Here is a 23,571-nt window from a genome sequence, read left to right on the forward strand (position 1 = left end):
GGCATGGATGGTTTTTGGATGGTTCGTGCGCTGACTGTACTGACGCAGCGTGCATATAGTAGGCGTCTCATAATCGTGAGGTCGGGAGATCGAGCCTCCCCACCGCTACAGTTTCAGCAGGCCAGAGGCGTTCCGCTTCTGGCCTGCTGCTGTTTTAAGCGGGCCTGGATTTGGGGCCGTGACCGCAAGGGGTTCGTCTTCTGGACGGCCTGTTTTGGGACATGACCAAGGGTTTACGCTCTGGTCATGAGTTTCCGGAGCAAGGTGAGGAAGCCCCCCATTCGAAGTGGTCTACTCCGTATGGGCGTTCATGGCGGCCATAGCGGCGATCGACGTCCTCGGCGTTTGGGCCGTCTTCCACGTGGCGTCGGGGCCGTCATGGGTTCTGTGGCTCTTTGGATTTGTCCTGCTGCTGCTTTCCGTGATCGGCGCCAGCTTCGTGCAGGCCCTCAAACACGGCGATCGAAACATGCGCTATTCAAATGCGGGCGGTTCGGACGGAGAAGGCGCTGATGATGAAACTTAGAATCGCCATTATCGGGTTCGCTTTGTTCATTTTGATGGCGATGGCGCTCCTCGCAGCCCTCTTCCCAAGCCTCGTGCGGCTACTCACGGCTGGCATGCCCGTCGTCATGGGCGCCGCGCTATTTACTGTGGTCATCCTGGAACGGTCGAGACGGCGCAGGAACAAGTAATGCCAGGTGCTGTGGTCGGCAGGACGGCTCCCATTGCAAGATGCACACCTTCATTTGAGGCTCCCCAGCGGGACGCCCACACTGCAATCGGACGGTGGCAAGACGCAAAATGCGAACCCGGCCGCCTAACCGCTGCCGCCACAAGAGCTATTCTTGCTCTGCATGGTGGATCCTTGCTTGGCGCAGAGTCCGCCTCAACATAACAGCAGCCCACACAAGCAGGACGACTGCCACAAGCGCCAACACGTACTGGCGCGCTGTGAGGAGGAGAACCGCGCCGCTAAGCAATACGAGAGCGCTCCGTTCCCGCTTCTCAGAGGGCGGCAGCGCATGCCGCACTTGGGGGAGAATCCCGTAGGAACGAGCCTATTGAGCGGATTCGGCCGGTAAACGAGTGTGCGGTACTCATTCCTTCTCGGAAGAAAATCTCTATCGGAACGCCTTCGCTCCAACAATCCGGCAAAAGACTCCGGTTCCCAGTGATGCGTACGTCCCAGTGATGCGCACGCGGCCCGGGCGCGATTGAGCAACCCCGGACCCCCGGCAAGCTGAGTCTTCCCCCGGTCCTGACCGCAGCCCGCAAGCCTGCTGGGCACTAGCCGTAAAGATTTCGTAAAGATCCTGCTGAATGGCTGGGAGCACCGGCGAGCTGCCGATAGTTTTTAGAGGGCGCCGCCACTTGGGTGTCCCCCAATCCTCAGGTGGCGGCGCTTCTCGAAGATGGCCCGCTCATCCGCTCCTGCGGTGGAGTTACCCCCACCATCGAAACTCGCTCGCCAGCCATCTCACTGAGACACCTGCGAACTATGAGGAAATCCTGGCTAGGGGCAGAGTCCAAGTCTCCGAGAGTGGCCGCGGAGTGCGGTTCGGGACTAACAGTAAATCAGATTTTTGCAGGAACAGTTGGCGCACGGACGGACACTCTTAGTTGAATCTTGATCTTTTCTTAGTGTTTCCTTGAGGTTCACCCTGTATTGAAGCCGTTTCGTTTGTGGGCCATCTCAAGCTACGATCAGGAGGTTGTCCGGACCGAAAGGCATCCCTGCTCGTGGATTTTGGCCGCTTTCTCACTGACCTTGTGGTCTTCGTTGGCATCACAGTCGTGCTGATGTGTTCCTTCCATCTGCTGGTGCTGTGGCACTCGAAGCGGAAGTATGCGAAGCTGTCGCGCCCTGAGAAGCAGCCACAACCAAGCCGCGCTGCGCAGCCGAGTGCAGAGCGGTTGATATCTGTTCCTGATCGAGTCTGATCCTCAGCGCGTCCTATTTTGAGGGCGGGTCGGTGACGCGAATGCTTGTCACTCCGCTTGCGTCGGACTGGCGACGCGATTTGCGATCAAGCGGCGACTGTCAACGGCGTCCAAAGGCCATGACAATGGCTACCACCGCTGCGACGACCAGTACCGTCGCAACCCAGATCCACTGTTGTCCGTCCAACTTCGCCCCAATCTCAGGTCTTGATTCAGTCTCCCAAAATGGAGGCTATTGAGCGAGGTCTAATCGGGTGATCGAATCTCCCCATCGCGACAGAAACAGGAGAAGGCCAGGAGCGTTCGGCTCCTGGCCTTCTCCTATTTTGGGCTGCAGGTTCCGCAAGCCTCCCGTCCTGACCTTCTTTGAGAAGCGATCCCGCGCAACACGCCGACGACACGCCATAGATGAGGCCTTTCCGGATTCAAAGAGGGTCAGGAAGGGCGCCGTTGCCAGCTGCGCCGAAGGGGCCAGTCCTAGTTCAACGCGATCACCAGCATCTGGTTGGTCCCCGGGATGCACGTCTGCAGCACCGCCCGCGGAAACCCGCCGAATACCGCTGCGACGTTGTTTGTGGTCCCGCCTTGGGGCACCTGGCCACGGGCTGTCACGGTGTACATGCCGTACCCCGGGATGCTCACCTTCTCTCCGATGCCGATCCCCGAGAATTGTGCCCACCCACCGCAGAAATCGTGTTCTGTAATGAACAGCGAGTATGCGTCCGTGGGCGTGAAGTGGATCGGGCCAATACAGCTGTCCACAGCGGCCTGGCCGCCTGAACCCGCCACATAGATGGTCAGCACCGCCGGAGCTGGAGCCGGGGCCGGAGCCGGGGCCGGGACTGGAACCGGAGCGGCTGCCGGCGCAGGGGCTGCCGGGGCCGCGGCAACCGACGGTCCTGTCAGCTTCAGCACTTCGCCGGGCACGATCACCGAATACGCGCTGAGCCCGTTGGCTGCCAGCATTGCGTTGACGTCGACCCCGAACCTGGCGGCTATCGAGCCAACGGTGTCGCCGCTGACCACCGTGTAAGCATTCGTGTCAGGCGCAGGCGCAGGAGCCGCGGCGGGTGGAGCTGCGACAGCTGCCGGCACCGCTGCGGACGCTGAGGGCGCGACGGCGGCTGGCGCCTCTGCAGGTACGGGCGCCAGGGTGGCAGCCGGGGCAGCGCTTTCAGCCGGCGTCGGACTGGCAGCGGCCGGCGAAGGCAGGGCAATCCCGGCTCCCGAGCCCAGGCGCGGTGCGATCGCGCTACTGGTGCCTCCTGGCGCCAGTACCTGTGAGTAGTTCTGCATCGTCACGGCCGCAACGGCGACGACTGCCACGATTGCCCAGGTGGCTATTGATGCCTTGTACCTGGTGAGTGTTCTTACCCCCGCGGATATCAGGGCGAGGACGCTGCCTCCGCTGATCCCGCTGTGCCTGTACTCCTGCTGATACATGTCATATCCCCGTGATTCATCGTTTCTGGGGCAAGTCGGTTGGCTGGCCCTGAAGGTGATGCGCAGGCGCAGGGGACGGCGCTTGGTGAGACCCTTTTGCTTAATTGCGCAGCACTGAGGAAGCCCTCGATTCCGCCCATTCGAATAAATCCATCAACGGGATGTAACCCGGCTATTTGGATAGATCCATCAATGAGATATATGAATGAGGCATTCCTTTTCCTGCTGCAGGTAATTTGAGTGTAGAAATGAGAAATTGGCTCCACACGAGTGGGTGCCACTTGCTTTTGTTTCCCGCCATCAACCCAACACTCGCAAGTCGTCTTTGGCAGCGAGGGTGTACCTGAAGTGCCTCGGTTCTACGGTCTTCGAGTCGAAAATGCGACGGTCATTAAACTAAGTCTGCTTAGTTTTTGCGTGCCGTATTTATCCGAAGAATTGACGAATTCGTCATTTCTTTCCGCAAATGCGGATGGCTTACTTTTAGGGAATTTATCCACCGTCTTGGGGAGGGTGTGGCCGGGGTACTTGACCACTGCGACAGAATGGGTCCATGAGTCGAATCGCAATCATCGGCGGCCACGGCAAGGTGGCCTTGCACTTGTCCCGCATCCTGAGCAACGAAGGCCACGCGGTCACATCCTTCATCCGCAATCCGGAACACGCGCCTGACGTCACGGTGACGGGTGCAGCCCCGGTAATACTCGACGTCGAGAAGTCGACGACGGCGGAGATTGCCTCCGCGCTTGACGGCCACGATGCGGTGGTGTGGTCAGCCGGGGCAGGGGGCGGCAGTCCGCAACGTACGTATGCCGTGGACAGGGACGCCGCCATTCGCTCGATGGATGCCGCGGCGCAAACGGGCGTGGCCCGCTATGTGATGGTGTCCTACTTCGGAGCCGGGCCAAACCACGGCGTTCCCGAGGACAACAGCTTCTACGCATATGCGGAGGCCAAAGCCGCGGCGGACGAGTACCTGCGCGCGACTGATCTCGACTGGACGATCCTCGGCCCGGGGGCGCTGACCAGCAATCCGGGCTCTGCGCTCATTGAGGTAAGCCCCGCGGACCCGGGCGCCGGGACGGAAACCTCGCGGGCCAATGTCGCCTTGGTGGCTGCCGCCGTCTTGGAACTGCCGGAAACTGTGCGCCGCACCATCGAGTTCCGTGACGGTTCGGTGCCGGTGGTCGAGGCACTCACAGCGTCTTAGCCGCGCCCGGCCGGGATATGTTTGGTAGGGCTAGTCCCTCGGCATGTGCCCGGGACGCTGCTGCTACTAGTCCCCACCGCCACCCTCGCCTCGCAAGCTCGGCCAGGGAACCCTGGCGGCGTGGGCCCACGAGAGTATGGGGAAATCGGGAACATGGACCAGTTGGCGCTCATTGTTGGATTGCTGCTTGCAACGGTCGTGGCCGTGGGCTTGGGGGACCGCTTGCGGCTCCCGTACCCGGTGTTGATGCTGTTGCTGGCCGCCGCGATGACCTTCATCCCGGGGTTCCCGGATTTTGAGCTTGCGCCCGAACTGATCCTGCCGATATTCCTCCCTCCCTTGCTCTTTGCGACCGCGCAGAAGAGCTCTTGGGCAGTGTTCCGGGTTCGATGGCGGACGCTGTTGCTCATGGCCGTCGCCCTTGTTGTGGTCTCGACGGCGGTAGTTGCCGGAGCCGCGTGGCTCATGATTCCCGGGATCGGCATTCCTGCGGCCATCGCTCTGGGTGCCATGGTGGCTCCGCCTGACCCGGTGGCGGTCGAGTCCGTCGCCGGCCGCGTCCACATGCCGCGCAGGCTCATCACAGTGCTCCAGAGCGAAGGCTTGTTCAACGACGCTGCAGCCATCGTGATCTTCCAGGCCGCGGTGGCGGCGACGGTTTCCGGCACCAAGCTGGGGGCCGGCGTCGTGCTCCAATTCGTGGTCGGCGCGGCACTGGCCGTCATCGTCGGCATCGCGATGGGCTGGTTGACGAGGCTGATCACCAAGTTGGTCACCTCCATGGTGGCCCGAAGCGCCGTGACCCTGGTGATTCCCTTCGCGGCCTACATCCTCGCGGAAGAACTCCACGCCTCGGGCGTGATCGCCGTCGTCGTCACCGCGCTGGAGACGCAGCGGCACGCGCGGTCCCAGGACGCGGCCGAACGTGTCACGCGCACCGCTTTCTGGGATGTGGTGGAACTCCTCGCGACGGGCCTGGCGTTCGGCCTTGTGGGGTTGGAGATCCGGCATGTGATCCGGGACGAGGGCGCGGCCATTTACGGCATGATCGGCCCGGCCGTGGCGGTGTGCGTGCTGGTGTTCGTTGTCCGTTTCGCGTGGCTCGGGCTTTTGGCGGTCTCGGCCCGCAAACGGAAGAACCTGCTGCAGCCAACGTCCCCCAAGGAGGTCCTGATCCTGACCTGGTGTGGCATGCGCGGACTCGCGACGCTCGCACTCGCCTTGGCCCTTCCGCTCACGATTGCCGATGGCAGCGATTTCCCTGCCCGGCACGAGATTCTGGTCATCGCCTGCGCCGTGCTGCTCGCTACCCTGGTGCTGCCGGGGCTGACACTTCCCTGGCTTATGCGCGTGCTCAAGGCATCCGAGGACGGCTCGCACGAAAAGGATGCCGCGCGGCTTTTGGCCAAGCGCGCCCAGACCGCTGCGATTTCCGCGCTCAAGGAACACGATCTGATGAAGGAATTGCCGGCGGACAAGGTGGCCCTCGTCAAGGAAAAGATGACCCGCCTGCACGCCGAACTGCTTGACGGGACCTTGAAGAACGAGACGGACGCGGAAAAGCGCCAACGCGGCAGGGAATTGGCGATCGCGGTCCAGACCATCGCCCTCGACGCCGCGCGCCAGGAAGTGGTCGCGGCCCGAAGTGAACCCGGCATGGATCCCGAAGTTGCGGACCGGGTCCTGCGCCAGTTGGACCTCCGCACCATGGCGATGCCGGACTAGCCGCCGCAGGCCCTCGGCCCGCCGAAGGCCCTAGGCCCGCCGCAACACCAAGTCCAGGGAGTTCTTCTCCACGCGGTCCAGTGCGTGGCGGACCGCGCCGATGCCAACAATCGCGTCGCCCAGCGGTGACGCAGCCAACCGCGGGGGAGTGGCGGTGTAGGCAGCCAGCTTCCGTGCGGTTGGCTCAAGAAGGGCCGACGCCGAATCGGCCACCGCGCCGCCGATCACCACGAGCTCCGGGTTGAGCATGATGGCCACCGTGGAGACCACGCGGGCCAGCCGGTCCGAGAGGCGGTCGAGAATGTCCAGCGCAACCTCGTCGCCCTCGGCAGCAGCGGCGAAGACGTGTTGTGCCGTGACCTCGCTGGCCGGCGCGGCCGCCCGAAGCGTCGTTTTCGACTTTCCCGCCAGGGCTTCCGAAGCCCATAGCCTGGCGAGTGCGGCGAGGCCGTCGGGAGAGCCGACACCCTCCACCATGTCCAAATAGGCCATTTCGCCCGCGCCCCCGGCGGTCCCGTGCAGCAGCCTGCCGGACTCCATGACGCCGGAGCCGAATCGTTCGCCGGACAGCAGCACCACAAGATCGTCCACTCCTACGGCGGAGCCGCGCCAGCGTTCGCCGAGGGTGGCGAGGTTGGCGTCGTTCTCCAGCACCACAGCCCATCCGTGCAGATCGTGCAGGGCCTTCTTCAGCCCGACGTCGAACAGGCTCCAGAACGGCTGGCTGACGAGGATGTTGCCGTCGCGCCCTACTGGAGCGGCGAGCCCCACCGTCACCGCAAGGACTTTGTCCGGTGCCACTCCGGCAGCCTCGAGGGCCAGGAGCGCGGTTTGGCTGATGACCCGGATGCGTTCCTCCGCTTCGATCTCCACGCCGGGAAACGGCTCGCTCGCCCGTCCGACGGTCCTGCCCCGCAGATCGGCCACCACCACGGTGGTCTTGAGCACTCCGACGTCGATCCCCAGGACGCAGCCGGCGCTTTCGTCGAGCTCGAAGCGCCGCGCGGGGCGGCCCTTCTGGTACGTGCCGAAATCACGCTGGTTCTCCAGCTCGCGGATCCACCCCCGGGCCATGAGGTCTTCGCACACGGAAATGGTGGTGGCACGGGTCAAGCCGGTGGCGTCCATCAGCTCCGAAACCGTCACGGCGTTGGCCGAACGGATGGCCCCGAGCACGGTGGCCGCGTTGACCCGCCGGAGCATCTGCGGAGTGGCAGTCGCGATGTCAGGCATGGCTGTTGACCTCCTGTAGGTGTGCGTCACATAATACTAGAGGCACTAAATTTAGATTCTAAATAAACGCCCGTCCATCGCAGCGTCGACACAGAACAGGATTCCCTTTGTCCTCCACCGTCACCATGGCCACCCACTTCGACTCCGAGCGCTCCGAGCGCATGGCCGATCCGAACTGGTGGCGCCAAGCGGCTGTCTACCAGATCTACCCGCGCAGTTTTTCCGATGCGAACGGGGACGGCCTCGGCGACATCAAGGGCATTACCGCCAAGGTTCCGTACCTGAAGTCCCTCGGCATCGACGCGGTCTGGTTGAGCCCGTTCTACCCCTCGGCCCTTGCTGACGGTGGCTACGACGTCGACGACTACCGCAATGTGGACCCGAAGCTGGGCACCCTGGCCGACTTCGATGAGATGGCGGCCGCCCTGCACGCTGCCGGCATCAAGTTGATCGCGGACATCGTCCCGAACCACTCCTCGGACCGGCACGAATGGTTCAAGGAGGCGCTGGCTTCCCCGAAGGGTTCGGCAGCCCGCGAACGCTACATTTTCCGCGACGGCCTGGGCGAGAACGGCGAACTGCCCCCGGCGGACTGGGACTCGATTTTCGGCGGCCCGGCCTGGGAACGCATCACCGAACCGGACGGCACCCCGGGCCAGTGGTACATGCACATCTTCACCAAGGAGCAGCCGGACTTCAACTGGGACAACCCCGAGGTCCGCGAAGACTTCCTGAAGACCCTGCGCTTCTGGTCCGATCGTGGCGTGGACGGCTTCCGCATCGACGTCGCCCATGCCCTGACGAAGGACCTGCCGGAGGTTCTGCCCTCCAAGACCGAGCTGCCCAAGGAAGGCGAAAACGCTTTGGGCGCCCACCCGTTCTGGGACCGCGACGAAGTGCACGAGGTCTACGCCGAGTGGCGCAAGGTCTTCAATGAGTACAACCCGCCCCGGACGGCCGTCGCCGAAGCATGGGTGCACGCGGACCGCCGCGCGCGCTATGCCAGCCCCGACGGACTGGGCCAGGCGTTCAATTTCGACCTCCTCCAGGCCGATTTCGACGCAGGCCAGTTCCGCGACATCATCACGAAGAACCTTAGCGAGGCTGCCGCCTCCGGTGCTTCCTCCACCTGGGTCTTCTCCAACCACGACGTCGTCCGGCACGCCACCCGCTACGGCTTGCCCGCGGGCGGCGGCCGTGACGGCCTGGGCCAGGACGGCAAGCAGTGGCTGCTCGACGGCGGTTCGGCCGCCGACGTCGACGCCGAGCTCGGCTTGCGCCGCGCCCGCGCTGCGTCGCTGCTGATGTTCGCCTTGCCCGGCTCCGCGTACCTGTACCAGGGCGAAGAACTCGGACTGCAGGAAGTCGGCGACATCGCGGGCGGCCAGCGCCAGGACCCGGCGTTCTTCCGCAACCCGGGAGTCGACGTCGGCCGTGACGGTTGCCGTGTCCCGCTGCCGTGGACCAGCGAAGGTTCGTCGTTCGGCTTCGGCGAGGGACATGCCCACTTGCCGCAGCCTGAATGGTTCGCCGGCTACGCGGTGGCGGAGCAGGAGAACGTTCCCGGCTCCACGCTGGAGCTGTACCGCAAGGCCCTGGAACTGCGTTCGGAACTGCGGGCGGCCGAGGACCTTGAATGGATCCCCTCCAGCAATGAGTCCGTGCTGCACTTCAGGCGCCCCAACGGCTGGCAGTCGGTGACGAACTTCGGCACCGAGCCGGTGGCACTTCCGGAAGGCACCGTCGTCGTGAGCAGTGCAGCGCTCGAGGGCGGCAAGCTCCCGGCAAACACGACGGCCTGGATCGTCTGACCCGCTACCCCCTTACCCTGACCCCCTACCCAACTGGCTCGCAGTTAACGTCGTTTTGAAGGCTGAAAACGACAACAACTGCGAGTCAGTTGTGTTGTGAAAGAGTTGGATAATGACTGCACAAAGTGAAACAGCCGCGGGCCGGCTCATCTACGGCTGCATGGGCCTTGGAGGTCCCTGGGAGGGCAGCGAATACGGGGCTGCCGAAATCGAGCAGGCCGCGGCCGCGATCGAAGCCGCGATGGGCATCGGGATCGCCCTCTTTGACCATGCCGACATCTACCGCAGCGGCAAGTCCGAGGCCGTCTTCGGCGAAGTCCTCGCCCGGACGCCGGGGCTGCGGGAAAAGATCCAGCTCCAGACCAAGTGCGGAATCCGGCTAAGCGAGCCCGGCGTCGACGGACATTACGACCTCAGCAAGGACGCCATCCTTGAGCGGGTCAATGGAAGCTTGGAACGGCTGAGGACCGACTACGTCGACGTTCTGCTGCTCCACCGCCCGGACCCCCTGATGGAACCCGCCGAGGTGGCGTCCGCCGTCGGGCAGCTCATGGCGGAAGGCAAAGTGCGGCAATTGGGTGTGTCCAACATGTCCGGCGCCCAGATCGCCTTCCTGCAGGACCAGCTGGAGGTGCCGATCGTGGCCAACCAGTTGGAAATGAGCCTGCACCGGCGGGCCTGGCTCGAGAGCACAGTGCTGGTCAACCACGACGACGCCCTTGGCTACAGTTTTCCGCACGGCACCCTGGAACACTGCGTCGGCCGGGGGATTGAGCTGCAGGCCTACGGTTCCCTCGCCCGGGGCCGGTACACGGGCTCGACGCCGGATACCCCGACTGCCGCCGATACCGCGACCGCCGCTCTGGTCGCCCAGCTCGCGGACGCGAAGGGTGTCACTTCCGAGGCCGTGGTGTTGGGGTGGCTCATGAAGCACCCGGCGCGCATTTCCCCGGTGCTCGGCAGCTCCAACCCGGCGCGCATCGCTGCCTGCGCGGACGCTGCCGCCGTTGCCGCGGCCATGACCCGCGCCGAGTGGTATGGCCTGTGGGTGGCTGCGCGGGGCAGCAAGCTCCCCTAAGGCGCGCTAAACCCAACTGACTCGCAGTAGGTGTCGTTTTGAGGGCTCATAACGACAACAACTGCGAGTTAGTTGGGTTGGGGCTGGCTGTCACAATCGTTTTGTTCGTATTGATGCTCACACCGGCGCCCGATTCTTAGCGTTCCTGGTGGCTGGCCGGATACGGTAGATACATGACGTCTAGCACCGCCGCCGAGTCCATTCGGTCAACCCGCAAAATTCCCGCAGACATTGCCCGTTCCTGGCTCCTCGTGAACGCCATGAAGACGGAGCTTTTCGACCAGTCGGCCTCATCGCGCGCGGACGCCATCATCCTTGACATCGAAGACGCCGTGGACCCGTCCCAGAAGGACATTGCCCGCGACAACGTCATCAACTGGCTGACCGCCGGCGGCCAGGCCTGGGTCCGCATCAACGACGCCACCAGCCCGTTCTGGGCCGATGACCTCGCCGGGCTCCGTGGCACGCCGGGCCTCTTGGGCGTCATGCTCGCCAAGACCGAGTCCGCCGACCAGGTCACCGAGTCCTTCCACCGCATGGATGGCAAGACCCCTGTGGTCGCCCTCGTCGAATCGGCCCTCGGCATCGAGGAAGCCAACCACATTGCGCGTGCCCAGGGTGCCTTCCGCCTGGCCTTCGGTTCGGGCGACTTCCGCCGTGACACCGGCATGGCTGCCACTCCCGAAGCAATGGCCTACCCGCGTGCCAAGCTCGTCGTCGCGAGCCGCGTTGGCAACCTGCCGGGCCCCATCGACGGCCCCACTGTCGGCACCAACCACCCGATCCTGCGCGAGCAGACCGGCATCACTGTGACCATGGGCATGACCGGCAAGCTCTGCCTGGCCATTGACCAGACCACGGTCATCAACGAGGTCATCAGCCCGACGCCGTCCGACGTCGCCTGGGCCACCGACTTCATGAACGACTTCGAAGCCAACGGCAGGGTCATCCGCGACGGCTCCGACCTTCCGCGCCTCGGCCGCGCCGAAAAGATCATGAAGCTCGCGGTAGCCTTCGGGGTCCAGCCCTCCCTCTAAGGGCACCCACCAACGCCCGCTCACGTAAGTCCGGCTTTTTCAGGACGCCCGCTCACGTATGAGGGCAATTCCCGAAACCCTTCTGCAGATGATCTGAGCGGGCGTTTGAGGATTGGCGGCCTTATGTGAGCGGGCGTTTGTGGATTGGCGGTCTTATCTGAGCGGGCGTTTGTGGATTGGCCGTGATATGTGAGCCGGCGTTTGAGGATTGGCCGTCATATGTGAGCGGGCGTTTGTTGGACCCGAGGCTCGCTCACTTGCGTCCGTTCCCGTCCTGCGGAATCTGCGGTTCCGGCAAGTGTCCTAAACTTGGGTGGTGCTGAACGAATTCTGGGCCACGGCCTCAATCGCCTACAAGACGCTGGTTTTCGGCGCGATGGGTCTTATCGCCGTCGGGATCATCCTGACGATCATTGGCAACGCCTCCCATAACCAGGGCCTTGCGCTGACGTCCTTGTTCGTGATCGGGCTTGGCCTGGTCCTGCATGTCGTGGGCATGGTGGTCCGCGGACAGCAGGTCCGCAAGGCCTTGAAGAAGTAGCCCGGGGGAGCATGGGAATGACCCAGCATGCGGTGGTGATCGCCGGAGCGGGCCCCACGGGGCTGATGCTCGCGGGCGAACTGGCGTTGGCCGGCGTCGACGTCGCGATTGTGGAGCGGCGCGCAAGCCAGGAGCTCGCCGGCTCACGTGCGGGCGGTTTGCACTCGCGAACCATCGAGGTCCTCGATCAACGCGGAATTGCCGATCGTTTTTTGTCCGAGGGACAGCTCGCCCAGGTTGCGGGGTTCGGCGGCGTCCGCTTCGACATCAGCGACTTTCCCACCCGGCACAACTACGGGCTGGGGCTGTGGCAGAACCACATCGAGCGTATCCTCGCCGGCTGGGTCGCCGACCTGGCGGTGCCGATCTACTACGGGCGCGAGGTGACCGGTTTCGAGCAGGACGGGACCGGCGTCGACGTCGGGCTGTCCGCCGGCGAGCCGCTGCGGGCGCAATACCTCGTCGGGTGCGACGGCGGCCGCAGCCTGGTCCGTAAGGCAGCCGGCATCGGGTTCCCCGGCTGGGATCCGACCACCAGCGCCCTGATCGCCCAGGTCGAGATGGCCGAGCAGCCGCCATTGGGCGTCCACACCAACGCCTTTGGCATCCACTCCTTCGGCAAGCTGGACTACAAGATCCACGACGGCAAGATCGTTTACGCCGAGGGCGGACCCGTCGGGGTCATGGTGACCGAGGAGCACGTCGGATCCGCAAGCGAACCGACGCTCCAGGACCTGAGCGAGGCGCTCATCGCCGTATGCGGGACGGACTACGGGGCCCACAGCCCCCTCTGGATCTCCCGTTTCACCGATATGACCCGGCAGGCCGCGAACTACCGCGACAAACGGGTCCTCCTCGCCGGCGACGCAGCACACGTGCATGCCCCCGACGGCGGACAGGGCCTCAACACCGGCGTGCAGGATGCCGTGAACCTGGGATGGAAGCTGGCCCAGGTGGTCAAGGGGATATCGCCGGAAAGCCTCCTCGACAGCTACCACGCCGAGCGCCACCCGGTGGCCGCCCGCGTGCTGCGCAACACGATGGCGAGTGTCGCGCTCCGCCGCCAGGACGAACGCACGAAGGCCGTGGGCGAGGTCGTGGCCGAGCTCCTCGGCATGGAGGAACCGCGCCAGCGCTTCGCCGCGATGATGTCGGGTCTGGGCATCCACTACAAGCTCGGCGAGGGGCACCCGCTGCTCGGACTCCGCATGCCCGATCTCGACCTCGTCACCGCAGGCGGTACGCAGCGTGTCTTCGGGCTGCTGCACGATGCCCGTCCCGTGCTCCTCAACCTCGGCGAGCCCGGCACCATAGAGATCACGCCGTGGGCAGACCGCGTTCAGTTGATCGACGCCACCTACACCGGGACCTGGGAGCTTCCCGCGATCGGGACAGTCCCCGCCCCCGTTGCCGTGTTGATCCGGCCCGACGGATATGTGGCCTGGGTCGGAGAAGGCTCCCAGCTGGGCCTCGACGACGCGCTCACCAGATGGTTCGGACCGCCTTCCGCGGAGTAGCGGTCCGGCTTCGACACTTATCCGGAGACTCGTCCCGGGCCGATAGGGTTGGATCATGACTATTAACCCGGATTTGCAGGGCCGCAGCTACCCTGCCTCAGAGGTGTACGACGTCGGCCGCGAAAAGATCCGGGAGTTCGCCCGGGCCGTGAAGGCCACCCACCCGGCCCACTTCGACGTCGACGCCGCCAAGGCGCTTGGCCACAGCGATCTCGTCGCCCCGCCGACCTTCGCCATCATCGTCGCCCAGCGGGCCGATGCCCAGCTGATCGAGGACCCCGATTCGGGGATCGACTTCAGCCGCGTTGTGCACGCCGACCAGCGCTTCACGCACCACCGTGCGATCGTTGCCGGGGATCAGTTGCGGGCCGAACTGCACGTCGACGGCGTCCGCGCCATGGGCGGCGGGGCCATGATCACGACGCGTTCGGAAATCACCACCGTGGACGGCCAACGGGTCGCCACCACCACCTCGTCCATCCTGGTCCGCGGAGAGGGACAGTAGCCATGAGCTTGAAACTTGAAGAACTCACCGTGGGCCAGGAAATCGGTACCCGCAGCATCGAGGTCACGCGCCAGGACCTGGTCAAGTACGCCGGCGCGTCGGGCGACTTCAATCCGATCCACTGGAATGAATCCTTCGCCACCGGCGTCGAGCTTCCCGGAGTCATCGCCCACGGTATGTTCACCATGGGCGCTGCCGTGCAGTTGGTGAGCGACTGGGCCGGCGACCCTGCCGCCGTCGTCGACTACCAGACGCGCTTCACCAAACCGGTGCTGGTCGCCGACACCACCGGTACCAGCGAGCCCGGCGCCGTGATCGAGGTCGCCGGAGTGGTGGGAGCGCTCGACGCCGAGGCCCGCACCGCGCGCATCGACCTCACCGTTACATTCGCCGGCCAGAAGGTCCTCATGAAGTCCCAAGCCGTTGTGAAACTTGCGTAAGTAATCAGCATCCCGGGCCGGGGCGCGCGCCTGGCCGGCGCGCCCCGGGGTCGGCTGGCACAGCGAATCCCCGCTAGGCTTGTTTGGTGACCCAGACGATGCTTTCCGAACTGACCACGGCCGCCGTTGGTGGCCCTGCCGGCACCTTTGTGGAGGCCCGCACCGAGGCGGAAATCATCGACGCCGTCCGCTCGGCGGATGCCGCGGGCGAGAAACTGCTCATTATCGGCGGGGGATCGAACCTTCTGATCTCCGACGCCGGATACCCGGGCACCGTGCTGAAGATCGCTTCGCAGGGCTTCACCGTCAACTCGGAGGACAGCTGCGGTGGAGTGTCCGTCGTGGTCCAGTCCGGGCACAACTGGGACGCCCTCGTGGAACATTCCGTGCTGCACGCGTGGTCCGGGCTGGAAGCCCTCTCCGGCATTCCCGGCGCCACGGGCGCCACTCCTGTGCAGAATGTTGGCGCTTACGGTGCCGACGTGTCCCAGACCATCGCCGCCGTGCGCACCTGGGACCGGGAACGCAACGCTGTGCAGACCTTCACTAACTCCGAGCTCAAGTTCGGCTACCGGGACTCCATCCTCAAACAGACCACCACCGAGGGCTCGCCACGTTATGTGGTGCTGACGGTTGAATTCCAGCTGCCGCTCGGAAGGATGAGCGCCCCCATCCGGTACGCGGAGCTGACCCGGTCCCTGGGGGTCGAGGCCGGGAAGCGCGCATATTCCAACGACGTCCGGCGCGAAGTCCTGCGGCTGCGCGCTTCCAAGGGCATGGTTCTGGACGCTTCGGACAGGGACACGTACTCCACGGGCTCCTTCTTCACCAACCCGATTGTTCCGGCCGCCACAGCCGCGTCGTTGCCCGAGGGAGCGCCGCAGTACCCCGCTGGGAACGATGGCCTCGTGAAGCTGTCGGCAGCCTGGCTGATCGACCAGGCCGGCTTCGGAAAGGGCTTCGGACTCGATCCCGCGAGCGTGTCCGGCGGGCGGGCCTCGCTGTCCACGAAACACACCCTTGCCATCACCAACCGGGGAGGCGCGAGCGCGGAGGATCTTGTGGCGATCGCGCGCGAGGTGCGACGCGGCGTCCTCGAGCGCTTTGGCATCGAACTGCACCCGGAGCCGCTACTGATCGGTTTGGCCCTGTAGGAGCCTGCGTTGGTCCCCGCGGGGAAGGCGCTTCAGCGCTTCCCGGTCGGAAGGACCTTGTTGAGCAAGAGGAACGTCAGTCCGCAGCTCGCGGCCCCCAGGAGGAAGATCTGGCTGAACGCCATGCTCTGAGGCGACGGACCGCCCGGCGAGATCCAGCCTGCTGCCGCGAAGCCTGCAACGCCCAGGAGCATGACGATGGCGGCGAGCAGGAAACTGCGCACTTGGTCGTTCGCGCCCGTGAACCCCGATTCGGGATCGTCGACGCGCCGATCGGACGATGGCTGGCTCGCGGCTGCAAGGCCCAGGAGCAGGGCGGCGGCGCCTGTGGCGGCAAGTCCAACCTCCTGGACAGTCTGCATCGACGGGGATAACCGGACCCCCGCACCAACAGCTATGGCCAGGCCGCAGACAAGCCCGACGGCGGCAGCGCACCAACCAGCGGCTGCTAACCGCCGGCTGAGCGGCCGCAGCAGCGGACCTAACTCACCGAACAGCATTCCCCTAGCGTAGGAGGGCCCGCTGAACGGCCCCTGTGAGCGGCATGGGAGTTTCTCCCGCGAACAATTGAGGACTGAAGCTGTCCGCCATGCGTCCTATGATGGGGCCATGGCAGCTTCGGCGAGGATCAGCGTCACCCCCAGAGTCATGGGCAGGCTGCGGCTCGCGAGCCAAGGATTGCTCGGGGGTTTCGGCAGCGCGGAGGAATGCGTCTCCCGGATGGGTGCCATGCAGGCGCAAGACCTCGCGTGGGCGTTCTGGGCCGTGGGGCAGAGGGTTCCCGGTTCCGGACTGTCCACGGTGCTGGAAGCGCTTGAGAGCGGCACAGTGGTCCGGTCCTGGCCCATGCGGGGCACGTTGCATCTGGTTCCGCCGCAGGACTTGCGCTGGATCCTCGCCATCACCACCGAGCGATCCATGCGTTCTGTTGCCGCACGGCACCGGGAACTCGGCATCGACGAGACGGACGTCGCGACCTGCCGGGACCTGGCCCTCGAACGCGTCGCCGGCAGTCCGGGCGCCACGCGCGAGGAGCTTTTCAAGATCTTCGAATCTGCGGGCCAGGTGACCTCGGCCCAACGCGGCATCCATTTGCTCTGGATTCTGTGCCAATACGCCTGGCTGGTGCAAGGTCCTCCGGCGGGCTCGGCAGGCAAAGCCCTGGGACAGCAACTGTTCGTCGCCTTCGACGAGTGGATTCCGGACTCCCGGCGCCTCGACCGTGAAGAAGGGATTGCCGAATTCCTGCTCAGGTATATTCGCAGCCACGGACCGGCCACGCTCGGGGACTTCGCGTGGTGGAGCCAGATTCCCAAGACCGAAGTCCGGGCAGCCCACGAGGCCATCCGCGGCCAACTCGTTGAGCTCGTCTTCCAGGGAACGTCCTATTGGCTGTCGCCCGAGACGGCGGCACTGCTCGACGACGGCGTTCCCGGCTCGCGCACGGTCCTCGCCTTGCCTGGATTCGATGAATTCCTGCTCGGGTATACGGACCGCAGCCTTGTCCTGCCCCCTGAGCATTTCCAGAAAGTCGTTCCGGGCGGCAACGGGGTCTTCAAGCGGATGATCGTGTCAGGCGGCGAAGTGATGGGCACCTGGTCCCGTAGCGGCACCGGCCGAAGCGCCGTCGTCGTGCCTGAGCCGTTCGCCGCGGAAGGCCTGGCTCCGACGGCCAAGCGGTCCTTCGAACTCCAGGCCGCGAAGTACTTGCGGTTCATGGAGAGCTGACGCCACCCAACTGACTCGCAGTTGATGTCGTTATGAGCGCTCAAAACGACATCAACTGCGAGTCAGTTGACTAAAGCAGGACGCCTAGAGGGTGCCGGTAGCAATCTTCAGCATGCGGCGCAGCGGTTCGGCAGCGCCCCAGAGGAGCTGGTCGCCCACGGTGAAGGCGCTGATGTATTCAGGGCCCATCTCGAGCTTGCGGATACGGCCGACCGGGATCTCCAAGGTGCCGGAGGCAGCCACTGGGGTGAGGTCAGCCATGGACGCTTCCTTGGTGTTGGGCACAACCTTGGCCCACTCGTTGTCGGCGTCCAGGAGCTTCTCGATTTCGGCGACGGACAGGTCCTCGCGCAGCTTGAGCGTCAGTGCCTGCGAGTGGGAGCGCATGGCGCCGATCCGGACGCAGAGCCCGTCCATGACCACGTGGTCCTTGCCAGGGTTTCCGTTGCCCGTGCCGAGGATCTTGTTGGTTTCCACCCCGGCCTTCCACTCTTCCTTGGACTGGCCGTTGCCGAGGTCGGCGTCGATCCACGGGATCAGGGAGCCGGCAAGCGGTACGCCGAACTGGGTGGCGTCGACGCCGGAGCGCTGGGTCGCCAGGACCTTGCGGTCGATTTCCAGGATCGCGGAGGCGGGATCGTCCAGTTCGCTGCTGACTTCGTTGTTGAGGGTGCCGAACTGGTTGAGCAGTTCGCGCATGTGGCGGGCACCGCCGCCCGACGCAGCCTGGTAAGTCATGGAGGTGCCCCACTCGACCAGGTTGTTCTTGAAGAGGCCACCGAGCCCCATGAGCATGCAGGACACCGTGCAGTTGCCGCCGATGTAGTCTTTCACGCCGCCGGACAGGCCGGCGTCGATGACGTCGCGGTTGATGGGGTCCAGCACGATGATGGAGTCATCGTTCATGCGCAGTGTGGATGCGGCGTCGATCCAGAGCCCGTCCCAGCCGCGGCTGCGAAGCTCGCCGTGGACCTGCTTCGTGTAGTCGCCGCCTTGGGCTGTGACAATAATCGGCAGCTTGGCAAGAGTCTCAATGTCGAACGCGTTCTCGAGCTTGCCTGCGCCGTCGGCAAATGACGGCGCTGCACCTCCCGCGTTCGAGGTGGAGAAAAATACCGGGTTGATGTTGGCGAAGTCGCCTTCTTCCTGCATGCGCTGCATCAGGACGGAGCCGACCATGCCACGCCAACCGACCAGTCCGACGGACGGATTAGCTGCTGTAGTCATTGAACCAGTCTAGACTTTCGCGGCTCCCGGCCGCTGTCGGTTACGTCACGACCCAACTGACTGGCAGCAGGTGTCGTTATGAGCCCTCTAAACGACAACAACTGCGAGTTACTTGGGTGAGGCGTCGGGTTCTTCCAGCAGGGCCGCCTTGCGGGCTCGCAGGGCAAAGAATGCCCCGAAAGCGAAGACCTGGGTTACGACAATCAGGACGATGATCCCCAGGATCTTGTTGCCGCCCAGGATCATGGTGAGCCCGACGATCGCGGACAAGAGCGCGAAGAGCGGCAGCAACATATAGCCGAGCACGAACAGGGTCTCAGGTTTCTTCAGCATTCTCAGTCTTCCGTCCGGCGCCACGTGGCGATCCGGTAGTTGGTGCCGTTCTTCGAGGTCAGCCAGCCTTCAGCCGGTTGTGTCGCCTCAAGATTCCACGCCTCACCGAACTCCGGGGCGAAGGTGTCCCCGTCGATGTCGGAATCGATGACCGTCACGACGGCGACATTCGCGATGTCCATGGACTGCCGGTAGATTTCGCCCCCGCCGATGATCCAGACATTCTGGCCACCCGGCGCGAACTGGGACTCCAGGAGCGCGGCATCAAGTGAGGAGACGACGACGGCGCCACGTGCTTCGGGCGAGTCCGCCCAGCCGTGTTGCCGGGTCACCACGATGTTGGTGCGGCCGGGCAAGGGGCGGTACTTTGCGGGGAAAGACTCCCACGTCTTGCGGCCCATGATGACCGGATGCCCTGTTGTCAGCCGGCTGAAGTGCCGCAAATCTTCGGGAACGTGCCATGGCATTGTCCCGCCCTTGCCGATCACTCCATTGCCGGTCTGTGCCCACACCAGGCCGATTCCGGTGAGCGTTTCCGCTGCCTCCCCGGAAGAAGGGGACTCCGCGGCAGGAGTTTCGTGGGTGCTCATATCGCCACGGGCGCCTTGATCGCGGGGTGGTGCTGGTAGCCGACTACTTCGAAGTCCTCGAAGGTGTAGTCGAAGATCGAGTCCGGCTTGCGGGCGAAGCGCAATCGCGGGTACTCAAACGGCTCCCGGGAGAGCTGTTCGGTGACTTGCTCCACGTGGTTGTCGTACACGTGGACGTCTCCGCCGGTCCAGACGAAATCGCCGGGCTCAAGACCCAGCTGCTGGGCCACCATGCAAGTCAGCAATGCATAGGAGGCGATGTTGAAAGGGACACCCAGAAACATGTCGGCCGAACGCTGGTACAGCTGGCAGGAAAGCTTGCCGTCGGCAACGTAGAACTGGAAGAACGCGTGGCACGGCGGCAAGGCCATGTCCTTGATCTCGGACACGTTCCAGGCCGAAACGATGTGCCGGCGCGAATCCGGGTTGGCCGCCAGGCCCTTCATGAGCTCGGCGATCTGGTCAATGTGCCCGCCGTCGGGGGTCGGCCAGCTGCGCCACTGCACGCCGTATACCGGGCCGAGTTCGCCGTCGGCGTCTGCCCACTCATCCCAAATGGTGACGCCCTGCTCCTGGAGCCACTTCACGTTCGACTCGCCGCGGAGGAACCACAAGAGCTCCAACGCGAGCGATTTGAAGTGCACCCGCTTGGTGGTGACGAGCGGGAAACCCTGGCTCAAATCGAAGCGCAGCTGGCGGCCGAAAACGCTCCGAGTGCCGGTGCCCGTGCGGTCCGACTTGTGCGTGCCGTTGGCCATGACGTCGCGCAGGAGGTCTTCATATGGGGTTGGGATGCTCACGCACCCAGCTTACTGGAGTCAGTCGTCGAAGGGCTTGATCTGTTCCACGGCCACTACGCGCTGGCCGTTTCCACGGGCCACATGGCACACGATCATCTCGCCAGGGGCCAGGTACGGGTCCTGGGCCGGAAGCGCCTCGTGTAGCTCCGGGCCCATCCTCTCGCCGAGCGTCTTCAAGACGGTGGGGAGCGCCGGCCTGTGGGTGCACAGGGCAACCGCGCGCTGCTTGTCGAACAGGCCCTCGATCACGGCGGACGTCTTCTTTGGGCTCCGCTGGTGGTTGTGCTCCGTCAGGGCCTCCAGGAGCTTCACCTTGGCCCCGGCAGATTTGGCGTACGGCGCGATGGTGGATACACACCTGGCCCAAGGACTGCTCACGATCCGCAAAGGCTTCCACACACCCAGAAGCCGTTCCACGGCAAGCGCCTGGCGCAGCCCTGTCACGGCAAGGGGCCGGCTGCCTTCGGCCTTGGTCCAGGAGGATCGTGGCTTGGCTTTGGCGTGGCGCACCAGAATCAGGGGCCACGTCTCCAACTCGCCATTCAGGTGGGCCTTCGCCAGCGCCTGGAGGGGACCAACATCCGTCGGGTTGCTCAGGAAACGTGCCGCCTTGTCCGGCGCGGCCCACATGTAGGCGTCCACTTCCTCGCCGTCCGGCTTGATGATGGAGCCGTTGACCTGCGTCGCCCAATAGTGCACCACCTTCAGCCCCGCAGCCACATGGTAATGCGTCGGAGGAAGCGGGATCCCGAGGGCTGCCTTGAGGCCGATTTCTTCCCTGATCTCCCGGACGGCGCACTCCGGGATGGTTTCCCCGGCGTCGAGCTTGCCCTTGGGCCAGGACCAGTCGTCGTATTTGGGCCGATGAATCAGCAGGACCTCAAGGGCGCCCTTGGTGACGCGCCAGGGAATGGCGCCGGCCGCCGTGACGGCGATCGGCTCCCCGGGATGGTCCGTCTGGTCTGCAACAGGTGTATCGCTCTTCAACTTTTCGCTGCCTACCGCCGGGCAACTGCACGTTGGCGGGACCGGGAGGCAAGCAGCCAGGACTGGATGTCCAACAGCGGCGAGCCGTCTTCGGCCTGGTGGAACCTGGTCCAATGGCCTTGGTTGTCGAGGTGCCAGCTGGCCGTGCCGGGGTCCATGTAGCGCCGCAGCAGGTCCATGACCTCGGCGGTGTCTTCGCGGTTGGCGAGCTGCACCAAGGCCTCGACCCGGCGGTCGAGGTTGCGGTGCATCATGTCCGCGGAGCCGATGTAGACCACGGGATCGTTGGCATTGGCGAAGGCAAACACACGCGAGTGCTCCAGGAAGCGGCCCAGGACGGAGCGGACCGTGATGTTCTCGCTCAATCCAGGCACTCCCGGCCGCAGCGAGCAGATGCCGCGGACGATGACGTCAACCTTCACCCCGGCCTGCGACGCCCTGTAAAGGGCGTCGATGGTGGCTTCGTCCACCATGGAGTTGACCTTGATCTGGACCTTGGCGGTAATTCCCGCGCGGGCGTTGCGGATCTCGGTCTCGATCCTGTCGATCAATCCGGACCGCACCGAGCGGGGAGCCACGAGGAGCCGCTTGAACGTCGACTTGGGGGCATACCCCGAGAGCTGGTTGAAGAGCTTGGACAGGTCCTCGCCCACCTGCTCGTTGGAGGTCAACAGGCCGAGATCCTCGTAGTAGCGGGCCGTCCGGGGGTGGTAGTTGCCCGTGCCGATGTGGCAGTACCTGCGGAGGCCATCCACTTCCTGGCGGACAACCAGGGACAACTTGCAGTGCGTCTTGAGCCCCACGATGCCGTACACCACGTGCACTCCGGCCTGCTCCAGTTTGCGTGCCCACGAGATGTTGGCCTGCTCGTCGAAGCGGGCCTTGATCTCCACGAGGGCCAGGACCTGCTTGCCGGCTTCGGCAGCATCGATCAGCGCGTCCACGATGGGGGAATCGCCGGAGGTGCGGTACAGGGTCTGCTTGATGGCCTGGACCTTGGGGTCGGCGGCCGCCTGCTCGAGGAAAGCCTGGACCGACGTCGAGAACGAGTCGTACGGGTGGTGCAGCAGGATGTCGCGGCGGCGCATTGCCGCGAAGACGTTGGCGGCTTTGGACGTCTCGGATTCGTTCAGGTACCGCGAGGTGTGGGGCACGTGCTTCGGGTAGTGGAGGTCGGCGCGGTCGATGCCGCCGATGACGGACAGGCCCCGGAGGTCCAGGGGGGCCGGGACGGAGTAGACCTCGGACTCCTCGACACCGAGTTCCCGTACCAGGAGCGCACGGATGTTCGGGTTGATGTCCGTGGTGACCTCAAGCCGGACGGGCGGGCCGAAGCGGCGGCGCAGAAGTTCTTTTTCAAGCGCCTGCAGGAGGTTCTCGGCGTCGTCCTCTTCAACTTCCACGTCTTCGTTGCGGGTGACGCGGAAGCTGTGGTGCTCCATGACTTCCATTCCGGGGAACAGCTTGTCCAGATGCACCGCAATGACCTCTTCGAGCGCGATGAACCGTGCCACGCGGCCCGGGACCGCGCCGGCACGCGGGCCGTCGATCGAAACGAGCCGGGGCAGCTGGTCCGGAACCTTGACGCGGGCGAACAGTTCCTTGTCGCTCACGGGGTTGCGGACAATCACGGCGAGGTTGAGGGAAAGCCCGGAGATGTAGGGGAAGGGGTGGGCGGGATCGACGGCGAGGGGGGTGAGGATCGGGAAGACCTTCTCGCCGAACATGATGCTCAAGCGGTGCTGGGCTTCGTCGTCGAGTTCGTCCCAGCGCATGAGGTGGATGTGCTCATAGGCCAAGGCGGGGCGGATCTGCTCGGCGAATACGCGCGCGTGGCGTTCCTGCAGCTTCCGGGCGGCATCGCCGATCTGCTCCAGGACTTCGATGGGGCTCAGTCCGGCGGGGGAGGGCACCGCGAGTCCGGTGGCGATGCGGCGCTTCAAGCCGGCCACGCGCACCATGAAGAATTCATCCAGGTTCGAGGCGAAGATGGAGAGGAAGTTGACCCGCTCCAGCAGGAAAAGGTCCGGGTCCTCCGCGAGTTCAAGGACGCGGGAGTTGAAGGCGAGCCAGCTCAGTTCGCGGTCCAGGAAACGGTCCGGAGTGATGTCGCCTTCCGGCTCAAGGGAGGGCGCAAATTCAGGAATGTCGATGCGGTCCTGGGTTGCCCGCGCTGCCGGGACTTCGGACGAACCGAAGCGGGGAGGCAGGGTTGCGCCCTTGACCTCGGTTTTGGTGGTTCCGACCGGGTCCGGGTTCATCTGGCTC

General features: G+C 64.6%; 22 protein-coding genes. 13 read left to right on the forward strand and 9 right to left on the reverse strand.

The window, feature by feature from the left end; genetic code table 11:
- The first annotated feature begins 286 nt into the window (after positions 1-286).
- The gene (locus tag ACSBOX_RS04550) at positions 287-526 is read left to right on the forward strand and encodes a hypothetical protein (RefSeq protein WP_442545002.1); all 240 of its coding nucleotides are present in this window, start codon (positions 287-289) and stop codon (positions 524-526) included.
- Positions 513-695, forward strand: a complete 183-nt coding sequence (locus ACSBOX_RS04555; RefSeq protein ID WP_442545003.1) for a hypothetical protein — start codon at positions 513-515, stop codon at positions 693-695. Before ACSBOX_RS04550 ends, ACSBOX_RS04555 begins: the two co-directional genes overlap by 14 nt.
- A 1,726-nt stretch (positions 696-2,421) precedes the next feature.
- On the opposite strand, the gene ACSBOX_RS04560 is transcribed toward ACSBOX_RS04555, so the two are convergent.
- Positions 2,422-3,387 carry a LysM peptidoglycan-binding domain-containing protein gene (locus ACSBOX_RS04560; protein ID WP_442545004.1) on the reverse strand — a complete coding sequence of 322 codons (966 nt, stop codon included), beginning with the start codon at positions 3,385-3,387 and terminating at the stop codon, positions 2,422-2,424.
- Positions 3,388-3,940: 553 nt separating this feature from the next.
- On the opposite strand from ACSBOX_RS04560, the gene ACSBOX_RS04565 reads away from it, so the two are divergent.
- Positions 3,941-4,597 (forward strand): NAD(P)-binding oxidoreductase, encoded by a 657-nt coding sequence (locus ACSBOX_RS04565; RefSeq protein WP_442545005.1) that lies wholly within the window; start codon positions 3,941-3,943, stop codon positions 4,595-4,597.
- A 153-nt stretch (positions 4,598-4,750) separates the two neighbouring features.
- Entirely contained in the window at positions 4,751-6,322 is a 1,572-nt protein-coding gene (locus ACSBOX_RS04570) for a Na+/H+ antiporter (RefSeq protein ID WP_442545006.1), read from the forward strand.
- Between the two features lie 30 nt (positions 6,323-6,352).
- On the opposite strand, the gene ACSBOX_RS04575 is transcribed toward ACSBOX_RS04570, so the two are convergent.
- Positions 6,353-7,555 carry an ROK family transcriptional regulator gene (locus tag ACSBOX_RS04575; RefSeq protein ID WP_442545007.1) on the reverse strand — a complete coding sequence of 401 codons (1,203 nt, stop codon included), beginning with the start codon at positions 7,553-7,555 and terminating at the stop codon, positions 6,353-6,355.
- A gap of 107 nt (positions 7,556-7,662) precedes the next feature.
- On the opposite strand from ACSBOX_RS04575, the gene ACSBOX_RS04580 reads away from it, so the two are divergent.
- The 8 genes from ACSBOX_RS04580 to ACSBOX_RS04615 all read left to right on the forward strand — a co-directional run bounded on the left by ACSBOX_RS04580 (position 7,663) and on the right by ACSBOX_RS04615 (position 15,638).
- Complete coding sequence (locus ACSBOX_RS04580; RefSeq protein ID WP_442545008.1) at positions 7,663-9,366, forward strand: glycoside hydrolase family 13 protein; 1,704 nt, start codon at positions 7,663-7,665, stop codon at positions 9,364-9,366.
- A 112-nt stretch (positions 9,367-9,478) separates the two neighbouring features.
- Positions 9,479-10,444 (forward strand): aldo/keto reductase, encoded by a 966-nt coding sequence (locus ACSBOX_RS04585; RefSeq protein WP_442545009.1) that lies wholly within the window; start codon positions 9,479-9,481, stop codon positions 10,442-10,444.
- A gap of 173 nt (positions 10,445-10,617) precedes the next feature.
- The gene (locus ACSBOX_RS04590) at positions 10,618-11,481 is read left to right on the forward strand and encodes an HpcH/HpaI aldolase/citrate lyase family protein (protein WP_236812334.1); all 864 of its coding nucleotides are present in this window, start codon (positions 10,618-10,620) and stop codon (positions 11,479-11,481) included.
- 316 nt (positions 11,482-11,797) lie between these two features.
- The gene (locus ACSBOX_RS04595) at positions 11,798-12,022 is read left to right on the forward strand and encodes a DUF3188 domain-containing protein (RefSeq protein ID WP_442545010.1); all 225 of its coding nucleotides are present in this window, start codon (positions 11,798-11,800) and stop codon (positions 12,020-12,022) included.
- Between the two features lie 17 nt (positions 12,023-12,039).
- Positions 12,040-13,539: an FAD-dependent monooxygenase gene (locus ACSBOX_RS04600; RefSeq protein WP_442545011.1), complete on the forward strand. Its 1,500-nt coding sequence runs from the start codon at positions 12,040-12,042 to the stop codon at positions 13,537-13,539.
- A gap of 55 nt (positions 13,540-13,594) precedes the next feature.
- Positions 13,595-14,044 (forward strand): FAS1-like dehydratase domain-containing protein, encoded by a 450-nt coding sequence (locus ACSBOX_RS04605; protein WP_442545012.1) that lies wholly within the window; start codon positions 13,595-13,597, stop codon positions 14,042-14,044.
- A 2-nt stretch (positions 14,045-14,046) separates the two neighbouring features.
- The gene (locus ACSBOX_RS04610) at positions 14,047-14,484 is read left to right on the forward strand and encodes a MaoC family dehydratase (protein ID WP_442545013.1); all 438 of its coding nucleotides are present in this window, start codon (positions 14,047-14,049) and stop codon (positions 14,482-14,484) included.
- 86 nt (positions 14,485-14,570) lie between these two features.
- Positions 14,571-15,638, forward strand: a complete 1,068-nt coding sequence (locus tag ACSBOX_RS04615; protein WP_442545014.1) for a UDP-N-acetylmuramate dehydrogenase — start codon at positions 14,571-14,573, stop codon at positions 15,636-15,638.
- A gap of 32 nt (positions 15,639-15,670) precedes the next feature.
- Here the strand turns inward: ACSBOX_RS04615 and ACSBOX_RS04620 are convergent, their stop codons facing one another.
- Positions 15,671-16,138, reverse strand: coding sequence for a hypothetical protein (locus tag ACSBOX_RS04620; protein ID WP_442545015.1), 468 nt, complete (start codon positions 16,136-16,138; stop codon positions 15,671-15,673).
- 109 nt (positions 16,139-16,247) lie between these two features.
- Between ACSBOX_RS04620 and ACSBOX_RS04625 the strand changes: the two genes are divergently transcribed.
- Positions 16,248-17,366, forward strand: a complete 1,119-nt coding sequence (locus tag ACSBOX_RS04625; RefSeq protein WP_442545016.1) for a winged helix DNA-binding domain-containing protein — start codon at positions 16,248-16,250, stop codon at positions 17,364-17,366.
- Positions 17,367-17,450: 84 nt separating this feature from the next.
- Here ACSBOX_RS04625 and asd read toward each other — a convergent pair whose 3' ends face one another.
- The 6 genes from asd to ACSBOX_RS04655 all read right to left on the reverse strand — a co-directional run bounded on the left by asd (position 17,451) and on the right by ACSBOX_RS04655 (position 23,564).
- Positions 17,451-18,593, reverse strand: a complete 1,143-nt coding sequence (gene asd, locus ACSBOX_RS04630; protein WP_442545017.1) for an aspartate-semialdehyde dehydrogenase — start codon at positions 18,591-18,593, stop codon at positions 17,451-17,453.
- A 108-nt stretch (positions 18,594-18,701) separates the two neighbouring features.
- Positions 18,702-18,926, reverse strand: coding sequence for an NF038396 family protein (locus ACSBOX_RS04635; RefSeq protein ID WP_442545018.1), 225 nt, complete (start codon positions 18,924-18,926; stop codon positions 18,702-18,704).
- A 2-nt stretch (positions 18,927-18,928) separates the two neighbouring features.
- A complete protein-coding gene (locus ACSBOX_RS04640) occupies positions 18,929-19,516 on the reverse strand; it encodes a dihydrofolate reductase (protein WP_442545019.1) in 588 nt (195 codons plus the stop codon).
- Positions 19,513-20,316, reverse strand: a complete 804-nt coding sequence (locus tag ACSBOX_RS04645) for a thymidylate synthase (RefSeq protein ID WP_442545020.1) — start codon at positions 20,314-20,316, stop codon at positions 19,513-19,515. Before ACSBOX_RS04645 ends, ACSBOX_RS04640 begins: the two co-directional genes overlap by 4 nt.
- A gap of 18 nt (positions 20,317-20,334) precedes the next feature.
- Positions 20,335-21,303, reverse strand: coding sequence for an NUDIX hydrolase (locus tag ACSBOX_RS04650; RefSeq protein ID WP_442545021.1), 969 nt, complete (start codon positions 21,301-21,303; stop codon positions 20,335-20,337).
- 11 nt (positions 21,304-21,314) lie between these two features.
- Positions 21,315-23,564, reverse strand: a complete 2,250-nt coding sequence (locus tag ACSBOX_RS04655; RefSeq protein WP_442545022.1) for an RNA degradosome polyphosphate kinase — start codon at positions 23,562-23,564, stop codon at positions 21,315-21,317.
- Between the last annotated feature and the right edge of the window lie 7 nt (positions 23,565-23,571).

It is taken from the genome of Arthrobacter sp. KN11-1C, assembly GCF_052180225.1.
Taxonomy (GTDB): domain Bacteria; phylum Actinomycetota; class Actinomycetes; order Actinomycetales; family Micrococcaceae; genus Arthrobacter.

Bases quoted from the DNA above. Each gene is read 5' to 3' on its own strand.
- ACSBOX_RS04575 (WP_442545007.1), bottom strand. From the start codon at position 7,555: ATGCCTGACATCGCGACTGCCACTCCGCAGATGCTCCGGCGGGTCAAC.
- ACSBOX_RS04590 (WP_236812334.1), top strand. From the start codon at position 10,618: ATGACGTCTAGCACCGCCGCCGAGTCCATTCGGTCAACCCGCAAAATT.
- ACSBOX_RS04610 (WP_442545013.1), top strand. From the start codon at position 14,047: ATGAGCTTGAAACTTGAAGAACTCACCGTGGGCCAGGAAATCGGTACC.
- ACSBOX_RS04620 (WP_442545015.1), bottom strand. From the start codon at position 16,138: ATGCTGTTCGGTGAGTTAGGTCCGCTGCTGCGGCCGCTCAGCCGGCGG.
- ACSBOX_RS04635 (WP_442545018.1), bottom strand. From the start codon at position 18,926: ATGCTGAAGAAACCTGAGACCCTGTTCGTGCTCGGCTATATGTTGCTG.
- ACSBOX_RS04570 (WP_442545006.1), top strand. From the start codon at position 4,751: ATGGACCAGTTGGCGCTCATTGTTGGATTGCTGCTTGCAACGGTCGTG.
- ACSBOX_RS04555 (WP_442545003.1), top strand. From the start codon at position 513: ATGATGAAACTTAGAATCGCCATTATCGGGTTCGCTTTGTTCATTTTG.
- ACSBOX_RS04560 (WP_442545004.1), bottom strand. From the start codon at position 3,387: ATGTATCAGCAGGAGTACAGGCACAGCGGGATCAGCGGAGGCAGCGTC.
- ACSBOX_RS04625 (WP_442545016.1), top strand. From the start codon at position 16,248: ATGGCAGCTTCGGCGAGGATCAGCGTCACCCCCAGAGTCATGGGCAGG.
- ACSBOX_RS04640 (WP_442545019.1), bottom strand. From the start codon at position 19,516: ATGAGCACCCACGAAACTCCTGCCGCGGAGTCCCCTTCTTCCGGGGAG.
- ACSBOX_RS04565 (WP_442545005.1), top strand. From the start codon at position 3,941: ATGAGTCGAATCGCAATCATCGGCGGCCACGGCAAGGTGGCCTTGCAC.
- ACSBOX_RS04585 (WP_442545009.1), top strand. From the start codon at position 9,479: ATGACTGCACAAAGTGAAACAGCCGCGGGCCGGCTCATCTACGGCTGC.
- asd (WP_442545017.1), bottom strand. From the start codon at position 18,593: ATGACTACAGCAGCTAATCCGTCCGTCGGACTGGTCGGTTGGCGTGGC.
- ACSBOX_RS04655 (WP_442545022.1), bottom strand. From the start codon at position 23,564: ATGAACCCGGACCCGGTCGGAACCACCAAAACCGAGGTCAAGGGCGCA.
- ACSBOX_RS04600 (WP_442545011.1), top strand. From the start codon at position 12,040: ATGACCCAGCATGCGGTGGTGATCGCCGGAGCGGGCCCCACGGGGCTG.
- ACSBOX_RS04605 (WP_442545012.1), top strand. From the start codon at position 13,595: ATGACTATTAACCCGGATTTGCAGGGCCGCAGCTACCCTGCCTCAGAG.